General features: G+C 59.9%; 8 protein-coding genes, 3 tRNA genes and 3 rRNA genes. 7 read left to right on the forward strand and 7 right to left on the reverse strand.

Annotation, left to right across the window (positions count from 1 at the left end; all coding sequences use genetic code 11):
* Window positions 1-161 precede the first annotated feature (161 nt).
* The 4 genes from GRI55_RS11885 (at window position 162) to GRI55_RS11900 (ending at window position 7,471) form a co-directional block, all read left to right on the forward strand.
* Window positions 162-1,397, forward strand: a complete 1,236-nt coding sequence (locus GRI55_RS11885) for a serine hydrolase domain-containing protein (RefSeq protein ID WP_160767294.1) — start codon at window positions 162-164, stop codon at window positions 1,395-1,397.
* Between the two features lie 10 nt (window positions 1,398-1,407).
* Window positions 1,408-3,444: a 3-hydroxyacyl-CoA dehydrogenase NAD-binding domain-containing protein gene (locus GRI55_RS11890; RefSeq protein WP_160767295.1), complete on the forward strand. Its 2,037-nt coding sequence runs from the start codon at window positions 1,408-1,410 to the stop codon at window positions 3,442-3,444.
* 163 nt (window positions 3,445-3,607) lie between these two features.
* The gene (locus GRI55_RS11895; protein WP_202392473.1) at window positions 3,608-6,346 is read left to right on the forward strand and encodes a TonB-dependent receptor; all 2,739 of its coding nucleotides are present in this window, start codon (window positions 3,608-3,610) and stop codon (window positions 6,344-6,346) included.
* 273 nt (window positions 6,347-6,619) lie between these two features.
* Window positions 6,620-7,471, forward strand: coding sequence for a TonB-dependent receptor plug domain-containing protein (locus GRI55_RS11900; RefSeq protein WP_160767296.1), 852 nt, complete (start codon window positions 6,620-6,622; stop codon window positions 7,469-7,471).
* Between the two features lie 3 nt (window positions 7,472-7,474).
* Here GRI55_RS11900 and GRI55_RS11905 read toward each other — a convergent pair.
* Window positions 7,475-8,826 (reverse strand): IS3 family transposase gene (locus GRI55_RS11905; RefSeq protein ID WP_156491322.1). Its coding sequence is split into 2 segments (ribosomal slippage): window positions 7,475-8,488 and window positions 8,491-8,826, totalling 1,350 coding nucleotides; the frame shifts between segments, so codons are not numbered across the junction.
* A gap of 134 nt (window positions 8,827-8,960) precedes the next feature.
* Here GRI55_RS11905 and GRI55_RS11910 point away from each other — a divergent pair.
* The 3 genes from GRI55_RS11910 to GRI55_RS11920 all read left to right on the forward strand — a co-directional run bounded on the left by GRI55_RS11910 (window position 8,961) and on the right by GRI55_RS11920 (window position 13,631).
* Complete coding sequence (locus tag GRI55_RS11910) at window positions 8,961-11,492, forward strand: TonB-dependent receptor domain-containing protein (RefSeq protein ID WP_160767297.1); 2,532 nt, start codon at window positions 8,961-8,963, stop codon at window positions 11,490-11,492.
* A gap of 344 nt (window positions 11,493-11,836) precedes the next feature.
* Complete coding sequence (locus tag GRI55_RS11915) at window positions 11,837-13,240, forward strand: sensor histidine kinase (protein WP_160767298.1); 1,404 nt, start codon at window positions 11,837-11,839, stop codon at window positions 13,238-13,240.
* A gap of 16 nt (window positions 13,241-13,256) precedes the next feature.
* On the forward strand, window positions 13,257-13,631 hold the full coding sequence (locus GRI55_RS11920) for a response regulator (protein ID WP_160767299.1): 375 nt from the start codon (window positions 13,257-13,259) through the stop codon (window positions 13,629-13,631).
* A 179-nt stretch (window positions 13,632-13,810) separates the two neighbouring features.
* On the opposite strand, the gene GRI55_RS11925 is transcribed toward GRI55_RS11920, so the two are convergent.
* The 6 genes from GRI55_RS11925 to GRI55_RS11950 form a co-directional block, all read right to left on the reverse strand.
* Window positions 13,811-13,887, reverse strand: a tRNA-Met gene (locus GRI55_RS11925).
* 110 nt (window positions 13,888-13,997) lie between these two features.
* Window positions 13,998-14,112 (reverse strand): 5S ribosomal RNA (gene rrf, locus GRI55_RS11930).
* Between the two features lie 165 nt (window positions 14,113-14,277).
* Window positions 14,278-17,069: ribosomal RNA gene (locus tag GRI55_RS11935) — 23S ribosomal RNA — on the reverse strand.
* Between the two features lie 295 nt (window positions 17,070-17,364).
* Window positions 17,365-17,440: transfer RNA gene (locus GRI55_RS11940), tRNA-Ala, on the reverse strand.
* Between the two features lie 15 nt (window positions 17,441-17,455).
* Window positions 17,456-17,532, reverse strand: a tRNA-Ile gene (locus tag GRI55_RS11945).
* A gap of 203 nt (window positions 17,533-17,735) precedes the next feature.
* A 16S ribosomal RNA gene (locus tag GRI55_RS11950) occupies window positions 17,736-19,224 on the reverse strand.
* Together the 16S, 23S and 5S rRNA genes with 3 tRNA genes alongside form the textbook arrangement of a ribosomal RNA operon.
* Between the last annotated feature and the right edge of the window lie 415 nt (window positions 19,225-19,639).

Genomic DNA, 19,639 nt, shown 5'->3' on the forward strand with positions numbered 1-19,639 from the left:
CTCTGTGGGCGAGTCTCCAACTCTCTCAAACAATCGGTCTAACCCCGCGGGGCCGCGTCGCGCAAGTCGCCTTCGAAGCAAAGGTATGAGGGTGGCAAGAACAGATGAAATCGCTATTCAGGCAAAACCGAAGCATAGGTATGTGCGGAGAGGAGATCAGGATGTTCGATCTGGCAGATGCCGGAGAGCTGGGATTCGACGCTGGCAGGCTGGCACGAATCGCGCCCTTCCTCAGCGACGCCTATATTGCGAACGGGCGTCTGCCTAATGCGCAGCTGGTGGTCGCGCGCGATGGCCGGCCGGTCCATTACACCAGTCTCGGCAAAATGGGCGACGACGGGCGCGAACTGCGCGACGACGCGCTGTTCCGCATCGCCAGCATGACCAAGCCGGTCGCTTCGGTGGCCTTCATGCAGCTGGTCGAACAGTGCAAGGTCGCGCTGGAGGAACCGGTCACGCGCGTGTTTCCCGAATTTACTGACCTCGCGCTTTATGCGGGCGGCGGCGGTTCGATCCCCTTCGCGCCGGGCACCCCTGCGCCGCCGATGCGCTTCGTCGATTTGCTGACGCATATGTCGGGCCTCACCTACGGCCTGCAGAACCGCACCAATATCGACGCGGTCTATCGCGAGAACAATTTCGACTTCGCGCGCAATCACCTCGACAGCGACGGCTACATCGAGAAGCTGGCGCAGCTGCCGCTCGAATTCGCGCCCGGCCAGGGATGGAATTATTCGGTGTCGACCGATGTGCTGGGGATTGCGGTCGAGCGGATCAGCGGCATGCGCCTGGGCGACTATTTCGAGCAGCATATCTTCGGCCCGCTGGGGATGAAGGATACGCGCTTCGGGGTCGCCGAAGGCCAGGCGGACCGGCTGGTCGATGCCTATGCCTATCGGCCCGACAAGCCCCCTAAAATGATCGACGCCGGGGCCACCAGCAAACTCAACCGAGCCGGTACCTTCGACAGTGGCGGCGGCGGACTGGTCGGCAGCATTGCCGATTACCACCGCTTCGCCACGATGCTGCTCAACGGCGGCGAGCTCGACGGCGTGCGGATACTCAGCCCGAAGACCGTGCGGCTGATGCGCACCAACCACCTGCCCGGCGGGGCCGACCTTACCGAGATGTCGAGCAGTCTGTTTTCCGAAGCCAACAATGCCGGCACCGGGTTCGGCCTGGGCTTTGCGATGGTGATCGACCCGGCGAAGACGCTGATGCCGTCGAGCCTGGGCGAATTCTATTGGGGCGGCGCCTATTCGACCGCCTTCTTCGTCGATCCGGTCGAACGGATCACCATGGTTTTCATGACGCAGGTCTATCCTTCGTCGACTTATCCCATCCGGCGGCAGCTCAAGACGCTGATCTATTCCGCCCTCACCCAATCCCACGCCTGAGGAGAAACCGATGACGTCCCCCATTCGCACCGAACGCCATGACAATGTTCTGGTGGTCATTTCCGACAATCCGCCGGTCAACGCGCTGGGCCAGGCCGTCCGCGCCGGGCTGAAGGACGCGATCGAGGAAGCGCTGGCGGACGATGGCGTCGAGGCGGTGGTCATCCGCTGCGACGGGCAGACCTTCTTCGCCGGGGCGGACATCACCGAATTCGGCAAGCCGCCGGTCGGGCCCAACCTGCCCGAAACGCTCGACGCGATGGAAGCGAGCGACAAGCCGGTCGTGGCCGCGATCCACGGTACCGCGCTGGGCGGTGGGTGCGAAGTCGCGCTGGCCTGCCACTACCGCGTCGCGGTGCCCAGCGCCAAGATGGGGCTGCCCGAAGTGAAGCTCGGCCTGATCCCCGGGGCTGCGGGGACGCAGCGCCTCCCGCGCCTGATCGGCGCCGAAGCCGCGCTGCCGCTGGTCGTGGGCGGCAATCCGATCCCTGCCAAGAAGGCCAAGGCGATCGGCCTGCTCGACGCGCTCGTGGGCGAAGACAGTCTCGAAGCCGATGCGATCGCCTTCGCCAGGTCGAAGATCGGCCAGCCGGTGCCGCGTTCGTCGGAAGGCAAGGCCAATGAGGACGGCTTGCGCGATCCCGACCTGTTCGACCGTTTCCGCGCCTCGCAGGCGCGTAAGATCCGCGGCTTCGACGCACCCAATGCCGCGATCGAGGCGGTCAAGGCCGCCGGGCAGATGTCCTATGCCGACGGGGTGAAGAAGGAACGCGAGCTGTTCACCGAGCTCATGACCGGCACGCAGAGCGCGGCCATGCGCCATTATTTCTTCGCCGAACGCGCTGCGAACAAGATCGACGACGTGCCCAAGGACACGCAGCTCATCCCGATCAAGAAGGTCGGCGTGATCGGCGCCGGCACGATGGGCGGCGGCATCGCGATGAACTTCCTGGCGGCCGGCATCCCCGTGACGATCCTCGAGATGGCGCAGGACGCGCTCGATCGCGGCACCGGGATCATCCGCAAGAATTACGAAGCGACCGCGAAGAAAGGCCGCATGTCGCCCGAGCAGGTCGAGCAGGCGATGGGCCTGCTGACCCCGACGTTGGCCTATGAAGACCTCGCCGATTGCGACCTGGTGATCGAGGCCGTCTTCGAGGACATGAAGGTCAAGAAAGAGGTGTTCTCGAAGCTCGACGAGGTGGTCAAGCAGGGTGCGATCCTGGCATCGAACACCAGCTATCTCGATGTCGACGAGATCGCCACGGCAACACAGCGGCCGGGCTATGTGGTGGGGCTCCACTTCTTCTCGCCGGCAAATATCATGAAGCTGCTCGAAGTCGTCCGCGGCAAGGAAACGCGGCACGATGTGCTGGCCACGGTGATGAAGCTGTCGAAGAAGATCGGCAAGGTCGCGGCGGTGTCGGGCGTGTGTCCCGGCTTCATCGGCAACCGCATGCTGTCGAAGCGGCAGGAACAGGCGAACGAACTGCTGATGGAAGGCGCCAATTACTGGGAAGTCGATGACGTCCTGCTCGACTTCGGCTTTCCGATGGGCCCGTTCCAGATGGCCGACCTCGCCGGTATCGACATCGGCTGGCACCGCGATCCGAGCAAGGTGACCACCATCCGCGAAGCGCTGTGCGCGGCGGGGCGGTTCGGGCAGAAGGCCGGCAAGGGTTTCTACGACTACGACGAGGCGCGCAACCGCACGCCGTCGGACGAGGTCAAGCAGATCATCGCCGATTTCGCGGCACAGGAAGGCAAGCCGCAGCGCGCGATTTCGAAAGACGAGATCCGCGAACGGCTGCTTTATCCAATGGTCAACGAGGGCGCCGAAATCCTCGATGAAGGCATGGCGCAGCGCGCCAGCGACATCGACGTGGTGTGGATCAACGGTTATGGCTGGCCCCTCTACACTGGCGGACCGATGTTCTGGGCGCAGACGATCGGGCTGGATACGGTGGTCGCCGGGCTGGAGCAGCACGGACTGCCGGTGAGCAACTATCTGCGCGCGCGAGCCGAAGACAGCGGAAAGTTCGCCTGACCTTCATCGAATCTGCGACATAATTGAAACGCCGGTATGGAAATCGGTCGAACGGTGAAGTCGTTCGTCCGCTGCGCCTTGACAGCGCCCGCCATGCCCGTTTGAACTGCAAAAAAACAACAAATGGGCCCGGTGTGTGCCGGGCCCGGTGAGAGGAGAAAAAATGAGTAAATTCGGTTTACGCCACCAATGCGCCTTCGGTGCCCTCGCCTGTGCGCTGGCGCTTACCCCGGCCATGGCCCAGGCGCAGGATGCAGCCACAAGTGTCGATGATACCGACCTAATCGACAATGCCGAAGTCGATGGCGGCAATGTCATCATCGTGCGCGCGCAGGGCCGCGAACAGGCGCTGTCCGACGTTCCGGTCGCGGTCTCGGCAGTGTCGGGCGAAATGCTCGAGAAATCGGGCGTGGCCGACATTCGCGACCTCAACCAGGTCGCGCCTTCGCTGCTGGTCTCCTCGACCGGTAACGAAGCCAATGGTTCGGCCCGTATTCGTGGCATTGGTACGGTCGGCGACAACCCCGGCCTCGAAAGCTCGGTCGCGGTCTTCGTCGATGGCGTCTATCGCTCGCGCTCGGGCAATGCGCTGTCCGAACTCGGACCGCTCGACCGGGTCGAGATCCTCCGCGGCCCGCAGGGCACGCTGGGCGGCCGCAACTCCTCGGCCGGCCTCATCAACATCTACACCGCCCCGCCCGAGTTCGAATTCTCGGGCTACGGCGCCTTCACTTATGGCAATTACGACGCGATCAAGGTCGAAGCCGGCATCAACGCGCCGCTGGGCGATACGGTCGCCGCGCGGATCGACGGCGTCTATTTCGAGCGCGACGGCTTCTACAACGATGTCGTCAACGATGTGCGGATCAACGACCGCGACCGCTATCTCGTGCGCGGCCAGCTGCTGTTCGAACCGACCAGCGATCTCAGCATCCGCCTCGTTGGCGATTATTCGAACAAGGACGAGGCGTGCTGCGCCGCAACCTTCGTCCAGCCCGAATTTGCGCCGCTCGCACGCGTATCGCCCGGGCTCGACCGGTACAACCGGCCCGAAGGCGGCCCCGCCCTCACCAGCACCGACAATCCGATCATCCCGATCCTGCTCGGGCTCGGGCAGGATCCGCGCGGGCTGACGCAGTCGACCTTCAACCGCGATATCTACGTGTCTCCCGGCCGTTCCTACCAGGGCGAGACCGAAGACTGGGGCATTTCGGGCGAAGTGAACTGGAACTTCGGCGATGTGACGCTGACCTCGATCACCGGCTATCGCGAATATTCGAACTTCCAGGGTTCCGACACCGACTACACGCAGGTCGACCTGCTGTACCGTGCCCCCGGCCCCGATGCCGGCGCGCGTGAATTCAAGACCTTCACGCAGGAATTCCGCCTCAACGGCACGGCATTCAACGACACGCTCGACTGGCTGATCGGCGCCTATTACGCCAATGAAAAGCTGGAAACGCGCGACAACCTGCGGTTCGGCAACGATTACGGCACTTTCGCCAACTGCCGTATCGTGCTGGCGATCAACCCGGCGCTGGCCAACCCGTCGGCCGACAACTGCCTGGGTGCCAATGTCGCTGCACTGGACGGGACGCTTACCGGCACTCCGGCATTCGGACCGGCAACGCCGCTGATCATCGCCGGTATCAACAATCTGGCGCAGGTGCGCGATATCGGCAGCAATGGCGACCGGTACAACCAGACGAGCGAGAACTTCGCGGTCTTCACGCATAACATCGTCCACGTCACCGACACGGTCGATCTGACGCTTGGCCTTCGTTACACCAACGAAACCAAGGATTTCGACGCAGCCTTCAGCAATGACAACGTGTTCTGCCCGCAGAGCCGCGCGCTGCTGGACGGCTTGCTCTCGGTCCCGTCGCTTGCTGGGCTTGCTGGCGGTCTCATCGGCCTGTCGTGCCAGGGCAACTCGACTGCCGAACTCGACGGCGTGACGCTGTCGGACCAGCGCAAGGAAGACGAATTCACCGGTACCGCGATCCTCAGCTGGAAGCCCGATCCCGACTGGATGGTCTACGGCTCCTACTCGAAGGGCTACAAGGCCGGCGGCTTCAATCTCGATCGCTCGGCGCTCGCTCTGCCGGTCGAATTCGACGCTGCCACTCTGGACCCCAGCGCGCTGCAGTTCGACGCCGAAACGGTCGATGCCTTCGAAGTGGGCGTGAAATATTCGGCCCGCGACTGGGGCTTCAGCGTTGCCGCGTTCCGCCAGGAGTTCTCCAACTTCCAGCTGAACACCTTCAACGGCACGGTCTTCCTGGTCCAGAACATCAATGGCTGTGACACCGATCTCGGCGGGGCCGATCGCGATGGCGACGGAACCACCGGAAGCTGCGCTGCCGAAAACGTCGCTCCGGGCGTGATCGCGCAGGGTGTCGAGTTCGAGGCATCGGTCAGCCCGATCCGCGACCTCACCATGACGATGGGTCTCACCTATGCCGATACCAGCTACGAGGACAATCTCGTGGGCCAGGACAACGGATCGCCGCTCGATCCCGCGCTGCGGCTGCTTCCGGGCGACAATCTGTCGAACGCCCCCGAAGTGACCGCCACCGCCTCGCTCAGCTGGACCCCGCCGATCGGCAATTCGGGTCTGTCGGGCCTGTTCTTCCTGAACGCCCGCACCACCGATGACTTCAACACCGGTTCGGACCTGCTGTACGGCAAGGAACAGGACGGGTTCACGCTGGTCAACGGACGCGTCGGCATCACCGGTCCCGACCGTCGCTGGGGCGTCGAGCTGTGGGCGAACAATCTGTTCGACATCGACTACAGCCAGGTGGCCTTCAACACGCCGTTCGTTGCCGAGCAGCAGACCTATTCGGCCTTCCTCGCCGAACCGCGCACCTACGGCATCACGGTACGCGCAGGCTTCTGATCGCGTCACCGACCATGAACGGGGACCCGGCATCACGCGATGCCGGGCCCCTTTTTTGTGCGTCGAGCACGGTCGGTGGAAAAATTTCGGGCCGTAGCAATCGCGCCGCTATGCCCGCGTAACTTAAAGAGTAATTTAGAATTATCGGTATGAGCCTAGGGCGACCGATTACAAAAGGAACTTGTTGCCGACTTGACATAAAGCGAAACTGCGCATTCTCTTTCGAGTGGAAGGTACGCGATAAAAAAGACGTACCTCCAAATGGAGAGGGACATGACCAGATTCACTTTACGCCACAGTTGCGCGCTGGGCGCGCTCGCCACTGCTGCGCTTTCGGCAACCCCGGCCCTGGCCCAGGCAGAGGTCGAGACCGCCGGAGCCGCGACGCAAAATGAAAACCGCATCGTCGTTACCGGTTCCTATATTCGCGGGACGCCCGAAGACGCGGCGCTGCCGGTGGATGTCTTCACCGCCGACGACCTCGCCGAACAGGGCGTCGACAGCCCGCTCGAATTCATCAAGGAACTGCCCTCGGTCGGCGCATCGTTGGGCGATACAAACCAGTTTTCCACCGACGCACAGGGTTTCCAGGGCGTCGGCTCGCTCAACCTGCGCGGGCTCGGGCCGCAGCGCACGCTAGTGCTGCTCAACGGCAAGCGCACCATCCTCAGCCCCGGCGCGGGTTTCGTCGACACCCAGCTGATGCCGCTGTTCGCGCTCGAACGGATCGAATTGCTCAAGGACGGGGCCGGTTCGACCTACGGTTCGGATGCGATCGCGGGCGTCGCCAACTTCATCACCCGCTCGACCTTCACCGGTCTCGAAGTGCAGGGTGACTACAATTTCATCGACGGTTCCGACGACAATTACAGCCTGAGCGCACTGGCCGGTGTCGAGTTGGGCGACACGGGCAATTTCGTCTTCGGCGCCGGGTGGCAGCACCGCAGCGAACTCGGCACGCCGCAGCGCGACTTCGTCAACGTCGGTTACGAAACCAATCCCTCGGCCTATTCCGCGCTGGCGACCCCGGGGCTGTTCGCAGTCTCCTATCTCGTGTCCGTCGTCAAAACATTTGGCACAACTCGCGGCGTAGGATTGCGGAGTGCGGGCCTCGTCTGGGTTTGATGTTTAGGCGGCGAGCTTGCGGTGTTGCAAGCGCCGATGTTCGAGTGTCTTTCGCTTGATCCTTTCTCGTCGTTTGATGATGGCGGGAGCCCTGCCGAAGTAGGCATCGGCAGGCGTCACGTTGTCGAGGCTTTCGTGATAGCGCTGGTGGTTGTAATGCTCGACGAACGCCTCGATCTGCTGTTCGAGGTCGCCAGGCAGGAAGTAGTTTTCGAGCAGCACGCGGTTCTTTAGCGTTTGATGCCATCTCTCGATCTTGCCCTGGGTCTGCGGATGGAAGGGTGCACCGCGCACATGGCTCATCCGGTTCGCTTCGATGTATTCGGCCAGTTCCCCGGCGATGTAGCTGGGACCGTTGTCGCTCAGCAGACGTGGTCTGTGCAGCACATTGGCATGGTCGCAGCCTGAGGCTGCCAGAGCCATGTCGAGCGTGTCGGTGACCTCCTCGGCTCGCATGGTGGTGCAGAGCTTCCAGGCGATGATGTAGCGCGAGTAATCGTCGAGCACGGTCGAGAGGTAGACCCAGCCCCACCCGATGATCTTGAAGTAGGTAAAGTCGGTCTGCCACATCTCGTTGGGGCGCATGGTCTGGGTGTGGAACGCCTCTGCCGCCTTGATCACAGTATAGGCCGGACTGGTGATCAGATCGTGGGCCTTGAGCAGCCGGTAGACGGTGGCTTCCGACACGAAGTAGCGCTTCTCGTCAGTGAAGCGCACCGCCAGTTCCCTTGGGCTGAGGTCAGTCTGCTCCAGCGCCATCTCGACGATCTGATCCTGAACCTCGGGTGCGATCCTGTTCCACACGCGGATCGGCGTCGATGACCTGTCTGCCAGCGCCTCCGGCCCGCCTTCAAGGTAACGGTCATACCAGCGGTAGAAGGTGCGCCGTGCGACGCCGAGCTGGTCCAACGTGCGCTTGGCCGGGAGATGCGATTGCTCAACGATCCTGATGATCTCCAGCTTCTCGGATGCGGGGTATCTCATGCGTCGTCTCCCCCATCCGCGATCATGCTTTTTTTGAGCAAGCGGTTCTCCAGGATGAGGTCGGCCACGCATTCCTTCAGATCGCGGGCCTCACGGCGCAGATCCCTGACTTCGTCCGTAGTTGCTGCACGGGCGGTGTCGCCAGCCAGGCGGCGTTTGCCGGCCTCCATGAACTCCTTGGACCAGGTGTAGTACAGGCTCTGGGCAATGCCTTCCTTGCGGCACAACTCAGCTAACGAGTCATCGCCGCGCAGGCCTTCCAGCACGATCCTGATCTTGTCTTCCGATGAAAAATGCCGACGGGTCTTGCGGCGGATGTCCTTGACCACCTGCTCGGCAGGCAATTTGGACCTTGAGGATTTGGGCTTCATCTTCGTTCCTTCGTCACTACGACGAAGCCCAAATCCTCCTTAAATCACAACCTCAAATCTGTGCCATAGGTGCTGACGGGGGACAGGTCCACAAATCGCTGCTGCCGAGCCACGAATCCACCGGCTCGGGCGGCTTGGTCGAGATCGAGACCAAGTCCGGCCTCGACTATGGCGAATTCGCCTTCAACGTGAGCGTCGAGGGCGAAACCAATTTCGAACGCGACTTCGGCGAAGAATATCAGATCAACGGAACCATAGCCAAGGAACTGACGCCCAGTTTCGGTATCGCCGCCACGCTGCAGTACCGTAACACCGACCGGCTCAACTACGACGTCTCCATTCTCGATACTGTCCCGCCGGTTCTGCCCGAAGGCTACACGTCGATCTTCTTCGTCCCCGCCAGCTTCGAGTTTCCCTTCGATCCCGCGCTCGACCAGCAACTGGTCACCAGCACCAGCTATTTGCGCCGCGAGCGTGCGGAGGAAGCGTTCGTCGGCTCGGTCAACCTCGCATGGGACATTGCCAGCCACACAAGGCTGCGGCTCGACCTCCAGCGCAACGTCCGCGACAGCGAGGGCAGCGATTCGCGCACCGCAATCGGCTTCCTGACCTCCAGTCTCGACATGCCGATCCCCGAGCTGGATGGCGAAGTGCGCCGCCGCACGACGCTGCGCGCGCTGCGCCCCAGCATCGCCTTTCGCTCGACCGATCAGAAATTCACATCCGATACAATCAGCTTTCGCGGCGACACACACGTCGGCCGCTGGGAGTTCGAGTACAAGCTTGGCTATTCCAAGGCACGGCAAGAGGGCAGCAACACGTCCATCACGCTGCTAGGGAACAGCTTCACCAATCTCGAAGACCTGATCGACCCGGCAACGCTCGAAACCGCGCCCGACGATGATGCGGCGCAAACCGAGCGAGTGATCGCCGGGGGTTTCATCCCCGGACCCGACGGACTGCCGCTTCCATCGCTGACCGCCGAAGGGTTCGCCCTGATCGGCGATCCAGGCGAGTATGACCTGTTCTCGGCGGTCACGAACCCGATCGACAGCCCTTCGGAATCCTACATCGGCGAGTTCCAGGCACGTTACAACACGCCGCTCGGCTTCCTCGAATATGTCGAACTCGGAGGTAAATACGATTCGAGCAAGCGCCAGACGGTCGGCAATGTGACCAACCCGCGCAACGTGACCAGCCAGCGTTATTTGCGCATTTTCGGGGCCGAAAGCGATCTCGCATTGTTCGACCCGAACCTGCTGGGCGCTGACGATATCTCGTTGATCGGCATCGATGCCTTCGACCTGCCCTATCTGTCGGCAAGCGGCGGACGCACGATTTTCGACCTACTCCCGGGATACACCGAGGATGATCCTGCGACTGCCATCAACGAAGAACGGTTCACATTCACGGATTTCACGCAGCTCGACCCGATCGCCGATGGTTCCGGGAACCTGGTCCCGACCGAGACGACCGAGGACAACTGGGCCACCTATCTCGAATCCAAGTTCGTCTTCGGTGACCTGTCGGTAATCGCAGGCGTGCGCTACGAACGTGAAAAGCGCAACGGTTTCACCATATCCTCGCCATCGGTCCGGCTCGACGAACCGGGCTTCCGCTCGGAAGATCGGGAAACCTTCGTGCAGGCAGGCCTCGTACGCTTCGCCAACACCGGCGGCACGGTCGACACCTGGACGCCCAGCTTCCTCGCGACCTACCGGCCTCATCCCAACATCGCGGCGCGGCTTGGCTACTTCCGTTCGACCGTCAATCCCGACTTCCGCCTGCTCAATCGCAACACGCAGTACAGCGTCGACCTGCGCCCCGGTTTCGGCCGCGTCACGATCCTCGAAGCCAATCCCGACCTCAAGCCGTCGACCACCGACAATATCGACCTCGACCTGGCCTATTATTTCGACGACACGCCGGGCCTTGTTCGCGCGGGTTTCTTCTACAAGAAGATCAACAACAACTTCACCAATGTGAACTTTACCGCGGTGGACGACGATGGTGTGCGTCAGCGTTTCCTCGACGAGTTCGCTCCGCTTGCCGAGAGCCGTCCCGACCTGCTGGCGCTGCCCGAAGATACCGAATTCCTCGTCAATCTTCCGACCAATGGAGAAGGCGGGAAGATCTGGGGGCTCGAGTTCGAACTCATCCGGCGGCTCGACTTCCTGCCCGGTTTCCTCAGCGATTTCGGCGTGCTTGCGAATGCGACCTATACCAATGGCCATTTCCCGACTCTGGTCTCGGCGCGGTCCGACGATAACGAAATCATCCAGCTCAGCCTCGACCGCCCGCTGCGCGACCAGGCTCGCTGGGTTTACAACCTTTCGCTCGACTATGATCGCGACGGGTTTCAGGGCCGGGTCATTTACACCAGCCAGTCGGCTACCGTCGAAGCCTTCGACGAGTTCAATCTGAATACGGTCGTGCCGTCATACGACACGCTGGATGCGCGCCTGTCCTATACATTCGACAATTTCGGCGGGCTCTGGTCGATCTTCCTCGAGGGCGACGATCTCCTGCGCGGCGCCGAGGACGCGGATATCCGCAGCACCACCAGTTCGCAGTTCGGCGACGGTGCCGCGTTCTTCAGCTATCCGCAGGCCTACCAATTCAATGGCGGCCGAACGGTGACAATGGGTATTCGCGCACGCTTCTGAACCGGATACCCTTTGGCTGGCTTCTCGCCTCAAAACGGGGGAAGCCAGCCATCTTAAATAGTCGTAAAGAATAAGAGGAGGCAAAGCCGGTCAGGACTGACTTGGCGGCGATACGCGCTATCGGCATACCGTAGCGGCCGCTCGAGTAGCCACGCGGGTCTCCCGCCTCCGTCAGGCCAAGCACACCGTACCAAAAACCACTGACCTTGCCCCGATAGGCCAAGCTGCATATCAAGCCGGTCGTTTCTGTTTCAGGCTTTGGCTTCTGGCGTCCCGATCCGGCGCGATCGGGCCCAGTCACCCAAGAGAGGAATTCGGCCCTGGATACTTCGATCGACATGGGCGTGCTGTTCGACGCCCAACCGACGGCACAAATGGTGTTCCGGCCCGATCTGCACGTCGTCGCTGCCAATCGCTGCTATTGCGAGATGCTCGGTATCGAATGGGCGGAGCTTGTCGGCAAGCGTGTCTTCGAAGCCTTCCCCGCCAATCCCGACGATCCCCAAGCGGATGCCGAAGCCGAATTGCAGGCGTCGGCCGATCGCGTCGTGGAGACGGGCGAAGCGCAGGAGATGCCGCTTCGCCAGCACGATGTGGCAGGGCCCGACGGACATTACCGGGTCCGGTACTGGCGGATCGTCAATTCGCCGGTGTTCGCCGATCGCGGCGATCCGACCAAGGTCACGCACATCATCCATACGGCCGAGGACATCACCGGCAGGATCCTCGGCGACCGCGTTCACGAGGCGAAGCGGCGCGCTGCCATGCGCGGCGCGGATCTTGCCTATTTCGAATGGTGCCCGGGCAGCCGGAGCGTGTCGAGAACCCCGCAATTCGATACCATGTTCGGCTTCGCCGAGGAGGACCACGCCAATCCCATCCGGCCATTCATGGAGCGGGTCCATCCCGACGACCTGGCCGGACTGGAGGCCGAGATGGAGCGGGTTTCCCGGACAGTGGGCGCCGACCTGCACCAGGATTTTCGCACTGTCTGGCCGGACGGTACGACGCGCTGGCTGCTGGTCCGCGGGGAATCGATCCGCAATCCCGATACGGAAGAGCTGCTGGTCGTCGGCATGCTGCTCGACGTCACGCATATCAAGCAGAGCGAAGCCAAGCTGCGGGACGCGATCGCCGTGCGCGACCTGCTGATCGCCGAGGTCAATCACCGCGTGAAGAATTCGCTGCAGATGGTCACGAGCATCCTGAACCTCGAAGCGCAAGCGACCGGGGACGAGACCGCCCGCGTATCGCTGAATGCGGCGACGGCGCGCGTGCAGGCGGTCGCCGCCATTCACGCCTCGCTCTACGAAGACAACGATTTGAAGACGGTCAGGCTGGACAACCATATCGGGCGCCTTGTCGAACATCTTCGCGCATCGCTGCCCGGGAGAGAGGAACAGGCGCCTCAGATCGTTCTGCAGGTGGCGCCGCTGCGCCTGCCGATCGACAAGGCGGTAACGCTGTCGCTGGCGGTCAACGAACTGGTGACCAATTCGGTCAAGCATGCCAGCTGGCCCGAGCAGGGCGGAACCGTCACGGTCGAACTGCGACGGGAGGAAGGCGAACAGATCGTGCTCGAAGTGTCGGACAATGGAACAGGCGGCACGTCCGGCTTGTTGAGCGAGGACATGCCGTCATCGGGTTTGGGCAAGCGGCTTATCCGCGGGATGGCGGCCCAGCTGCGCGGTACGATAGAAGAGGAATGCGTGAATGGATGGACAACCCGCATCCTCTTCCCCGAATAGGGATTCCCGCGTCCGCGTGCTCATCATCGAGGACAACGCCCTCATCGCGCTCGATCTCGAAACACAGATGGAAGACCTGGGATGCGATGTCGTTGGCGTCGCGGTGACCGCAGCCCAGGCGATCGACACCGCGCGCCGGACCCTGCCCGACCTCGCGCTTGTCGATCTCCAGCTTGCTGACGGCTCGCGCGGGCAGGACGCGGCGCTGGTCCTGCGCTCCGAACTGGATGTGGCCTGTATAATCCTGAGCGGGAGCTTGCACAGCGTCACCGAGGAGGAACGGCTTGCGATCCGTCCCCTGGCGATGCTTTCGAAGCCGGTTCTCCCGCACGAACTGGGCGATGTCGTCTCGCGGTACCAGAAACCCCGTCGCCAAACGAAGCGTCTGTAGCCAAACCGCTTCCCGTGATCCTTAGGAGATCACCGGCAACTGCCGTGAGGCGTTCATTTGCTCTTTCCCTAGGTCTCAGAGCGAATTGCTCTTCCCGAACCCACGGTGCGCATGCGCGCAGTTCCGGGTCCGCGGGCATGCTGCGGCGGAGCGTCGCTATTGGAGAGTTATTTGGGAGATGGTTGCGGGGGTTGGATTTGAACCAACGACCTTCAGGTTATGAGCCTGACGAGCTACCGGACTGCTCCACCCCGCGGTACCTTCTTTTACGCCTCAAGCAGAGACGAAAAAGCCGCCGCGCGGTTTGCACCGGCAGCGGCTTTTTGAAATCGTGAATGGGTTTGTTCCGCGTCCGTCCGCTATAATGCCTGGCGGCGACCTACTCTCCCAGTGCTTGAGCACTAGTACCATCGGCGCAGTCCGGTTTCACGTCCGAGTTCGAGATGGGATCGGGTGGGTCACAGACGCTATAGCCACCAAGCAATAAAGCGGGCGGACGGGCCGCCCGCAGGTTTTGCCCTGCGGGGACCGTATCGGATTTTAAATCGATGCTGTTGAGCTTTTGAGGGCTTATCCGGCTGAAGTTTCCTCTACCACCGTTGAGCCGCCTGTCTTGCGACAGGGCTGTCATTGATGGTGCAGATCCTACAAGCGCGAAAAGAACTATTAGGACCGGTTAGCTACACGCATTACTGCGCTTCCACACCCGGCCTATCAACGTCATGGTCTATGACGGTTCGAAGATTGCTTATCTCAAGGGAGGCTTCCCGCTTAGATGCTTTCAGCGGTTATCCCGTCCATACATAGCTACCCTGCGGCACCCTTGGCAGGATGACAGGTACACCAGAGGTATGTTCACCCCGGTCCTCTCGTACTAGGGGCAACTCCTTTCAACAATCGACGCCCACGGCAGATAGGGACCAAACTGTCTCGCGACGTTCTGAACCCAGCTCACGTACCACTTTAATTGGCGAACAGCCAAACCCTTGGGACCTGCTCCAGCCCCAGGATGTGATGAGCCGACATCGAGGTGCCAAACGATTCCGTCGATATGAGCTCTTGGGAATCATCAGCCTGTTATCCCCGGCGTACCTTTTATCCGTTGAGCGATGGCCCTTCCACGAGGGACCACCGGATCACTATGACCGACTTTCGTCTCTGCTCGACCTGTCGGTCTCGCAGTCAGGCATGCTTATGCCATTGCACTCTTGCAGACGGTTTCCAACCGTCCTGAGCATACCATCGCGCGCCTCCGTTACTCTTTAGGAGGCGACCGCCCCAGTCAAACTACCCGCCACAGAGGGTCCCAACACCGGATAACGGTGCGTGGTTAGACATCAGAAAATCACAGGGTGGTATTTCACAGGTTGGCTCCACACCAGCTGGCGCCGATGTTTCAAAGCCTCCCACCTATTCTACACAGTAATTTCCTAATGCCACTCTGAAGCTGCAGTAAAGGTGCACGGGGTCTTTCCGTCTAACCGCGGGTACTCCGCATCTTCACGGAGAATTCAATTTCGCTGAGCATATCCTGGAGACAGTGGGGAAGTCGTTACGCCATTCGTGCAGGTCGGAACTTACCCGACAAGGAATTTCGCTACCTTAGGACCGTTATAGTTACGGCCGCCGTTTACTCGGGCTTCAATTCGGAGCTTGCACTCCTCCTCTTAACCTTCGAGCACCGGGCAGGCGTCACACCCTATACGTCGTCTTGAAGCCGACTTAGCAGAGTGCTGTGTTTTTGCTAAACAGTCGCTACCCCCTGGCCTGTGCCCCCCACAAAGACTTGCGTCGATATGGGGCCTCCTTCTTCCGAAGGTACGGAGGCAATTTGCCGAGTTCCTTCAGGATACTTCTCTCAAGCGCCTTGGTATACTCTACCTGACCACCTGTGTCGGTTTCGGGTACGGTCTATAGTGAAGAGGCTATTTCCTGGAACCGCTTGGCTGCCCTCTCAATCCAATAAGAGAAAACAACTTCCACGATCCGTCACACATCTTCAGGCCCACGAATATTTACGTGGTTCCCATCGACTACCCCCTTCGGGCTCGTCTTAGGGGCCGGCTAACCCTGCGCCGATTAGCGTTGCGCAGGAACCCTTGGTCTTTCGGCGACAGGGCATCTCACCCTGTTTGTCGCTACTCATGTCAGCATTCGCACTTCCGATACGTCCAGCGTCGGTTACCCTTCGCCTTCACTCGCTTACGGAACGCTCCGCTACCGCTCAGAATAAATTCTGAACCCTAAGCTTCGGTGCATATCTTTAGCCCCGTTACATCTTCGCCGCAGGAACCCTTGTTTAGACCAGTGAGCTGTTACGCTTTCTTTAAAGGATGGCTGCTTCTAAGCCAACCTCCTGGTTGTTTTGGGATTCCCACATGCTTTCCCACTTAGATATGACTTGGGGACCTTAGCTGTAGGTTAGGGCTGTTTCCCTTTTGACGACGGACCTTAGCACCCGCCGTCTGTCTGCCGGATAAGACTCGATGGTATTCGGAGTTTGGTTAGGTTTGGTACCGCTCGCGCAGCCCTAGCCCATCCAGTGCTCTACCCCCATCGGCATACATCCGACGCTCTACCTCAATAGATTTCGCGGAGAACCAGCTATTTCCCGGCTTGATTGGCCTTTCACCCCTAAACACAGCTCATCCGAGAATTTTTCAACATTCACCGGTTCGGTCCTCCAGTGCATGTTACTGCACCTTCAACCTGGCCATGCCTAGATCGCCGGGGTTCGGGTCTAATCCATCATACTCAGTCGCCCTATTCAGACTCGCTTTCGCTGCGCCTACACCTAACGGCTTAAGCTTGCATGGTAGATTAAGTCACTGACCCATTATGCAAGAGGTACGCTGTCACCCCCTATGGGGCTCCAACTGCTTGTAAGCATCCGGTTTCAGGTACTGTTTCACTCCCCTAATCGGGGTGCTTTTCACCTTTCCCTCACGGTACTGTGTTCGCTATCGGTCATGTGCGAGTATTTAGGCTTGGAGGGTGGTCCCCCCATGTTCAGACAGGATTTCACGTGTCCCGCCCTACTCGAGTCCTTCATCATCACTTTCGCATACGGGGCTGTCACCCGCTATGGCCACTCTTTCCAAAGTGTTTTGCTAGTTGAAATGAAGGCACTGGCCTGGTCCCGGTTCGCTCGCCACTACTACGGGAATCTCTGTTGATGTCTTTTCCTCCGGGTACTGAGATGTTTCAGTTCCCCGGGTTCGCTTCACCAAACCTATGTATTCAGTCTGGTGATACCCTATCCACCTCTTTCCGACTGTCCGAAAACAATCGAAAGGAAATGGTGAGGGTGGGTTTCCCCATTCGGAAATCGCCGGATCAAAGATTGCTCACATCTCCCCGACGCTTATCGCAGCGTGCCACGTCCTTCATCGCCTGCACATGCCAAGGCATCCACCAAATGCTCTTACCTCACGCTTGAGAATCCACACCATCAACGACAGACCTGCATAAAAGTCCGACGTCTCGCGATAGTGCAGAGGAATATCTCAGCCAGATAAATCAATTTGATTGATCTTGTTTGTGATGCATCGATCGCTCCGATCGGCCAAAGCCAACCATCACAATCCATGCGCCACGGCATCGATTTAAAAACCCATTCACAATGTCAAAGACAGCGGCTCGAAGCCGCCTACCCGCATGACGCGGGATCCGCTTTCGTTTCATCTATCGGATAACTGCCACGCACAGCCGGCCAAAACCGTACCACAACGCCTGGTGGAGCCTATCGGGATCGAACCGATGACCCCCTGCTTGCAAAGCAGGTGCTCTCCCAGCTGAGCTAAGGCCCCGTAAGACCAGGCAAATGGTAGGCCCGAGTGGATTTGAACCACCGACCTCACCCTTATCAGGGGTGCGCTCTAACCAACTGAGCTACGGGCCTATGCGCCAGCGCAGGCCCCCTTCTCTTAGGAAAAGGCATGGCCGCGGGCGGCATGAGCCAGCTCAGGCAAACAGCCACGGCAGGCAAACGCCCGCCAGGCTGTATCCGATTGATGAAAGGACATGAGGACGACGGCATGTTTCTTTGAAAAGGTGCGAAGCTCTTCCGACGACCAGCGCCGGCGCTTTCGTACCAATCCTTAGAAAGGAGGTGATCCAGCCGCAGGTTCCCCTACGGCTACCTTGTTACGACTTCACCCCAGTCGCTGAACCCACCGTGGTTGGCTGCCTCCAGTAAACTGGTTAGCGCACCACCTTCGGGTGAATCCAACTCCCATGGTGTGACGGGCGGTGTGTACAAGGCCTGGGAACGTATTCACCGCGGCATGCTGATCCGCGATTACTAGCGATTCCGCCTTCATGCTCTCGAGTTGCAGAGAACAATCCGAACTGAGACATCTTTTGGAGATTAGCTAACCCTCGCGGGATCGCTGCTCACTGTAGATGCCATTGTAGCACGTGTGTAGCCCAGCCTGTAAGGGCCATGAGGACTTGACGTCATCCCCACCTTCCTCCGGCTTATCACCGGCAGTTTCCTTAAAGTGCCCAACTGAATGATGGCAACTAAGGACGAGGGTTGCGCTCGTTGCGGGACTTAACCCAACATCTCACGACACGAGCTGACGACAGCCATGCAGCACCTGTCACTAGGTCCCCGAAGGGAAGGAATCTGTCTCCAGAAACCGTCCTAGGATGTCAAAGGCTGGTAAGGTTCTGCGCGTTGCTTCGAATTAAACCACATGCTCCACCGCTTGTGCAGGCCCCCGTCAATTCCTTTGAGTTTTAATCTTGCGACCGTACTCCCCAGGCGGATAACTTAATGCGTTAGCTGCGCCACCCAAGCTCCATGAGCCCGGACAGCTAGTTATCATCGTTTACGGCGTGGACTACCAGGGTATCTAATCCTGTTTGCTCCCCACGCTTTCGCACCTCAGCGTCAATAACTGTCCAGTGAGTCGCCTTCGCCACTGGTGTTCTTCCGAATATCTACGAATTTCACCTCTACACTCGGAATTCCACTCACCTCTCCAGTATTCTAGCCATCCAGTTTCAAGGGCAGTTCCGGGGTTGAGCCCCGGGATTTCACCCCTGACTTGAAAAGCCGCCTACGTGCGCTTTACGCCCAGTAATTCCGAACAACGCTAGCTCCCTCCGTATTACCGCGGCTGCTGGCACGGAGTTAGCCGGAGCTTATTCTCCAGGTACTGTCATTATCATCCCTGGTAAAAGAGCTTTACAACCCTAAGGCCTTCATCACTCACGCGGCATTGCTGGATCAGGCTTTCGCCCATTGTCCAATATTCCCCACTGCTGCCTCCCGTAGGAGTCTGGGCCGTGTCTCAGTCCCAGTGTGGCTGATCATCCTCTCAGACCAGCTATAGATCGTCGACTTGGTAGGCCATTACCCCACCAACTATCTAATCTAACGCGGGCCCATCTAAAGGCGATAAATCTTTGGTCCGAAGACATTATCCGGTATTAGCAGTCATTTCTAACTGTTATTCCGAACCTAAAGGCAGGTTCCCACGCGTTACGCACCCGTGCGCCACTCACCCCGAAGGGTTCGTTCGACTTGCATGTGTTAGGCATGCCGCCAGCGTTCGTTCTGAGCCAGGATCAAACTCTCAAGTTTGTGTCACACACCAATCAAGCACGGGGAAAACCCCGCTAACCTGCTTGGCATGAGCTTCAAGGAGCCGATACCTGCACTGTCAAACGTAATGGATACGAATGAACATGCATCACCCAATGGCAAACGTGGAGTTCACCAGAGGATGTGGCAATCGGCTTGAATTAACCGGTATCCGGAGCCTTAAAACCCCCGGACCGGGCGCCGTCGCCCACATGTCCCTTCATCAATAAACAACAATGTCAAAGAACCGCCAGACACTAACAACGGACAGCTGATCCTGCCCCGACCTTAAACCGGGGGACCGGCTATCCGACAATGTTGGCGACCGTTGCAGCGGACAGTGGAAGCCGTCAGCACCGCGTCGGTGAGGGCCATCTAGGTCCCACCAAGGATTCGGTCAATAACCTTTTTGCAG

This window comes from Qipengyuania citrea (assembly GCF_009828015.1).
GTDB classification, from domain to species: domain Bacteria; phylum Pseudomonadota; class Alphaproteobacteria; order Sphingomonadales; family Sphingomonadaceae; genus Qipengyuania; species Qipengyuania citrea.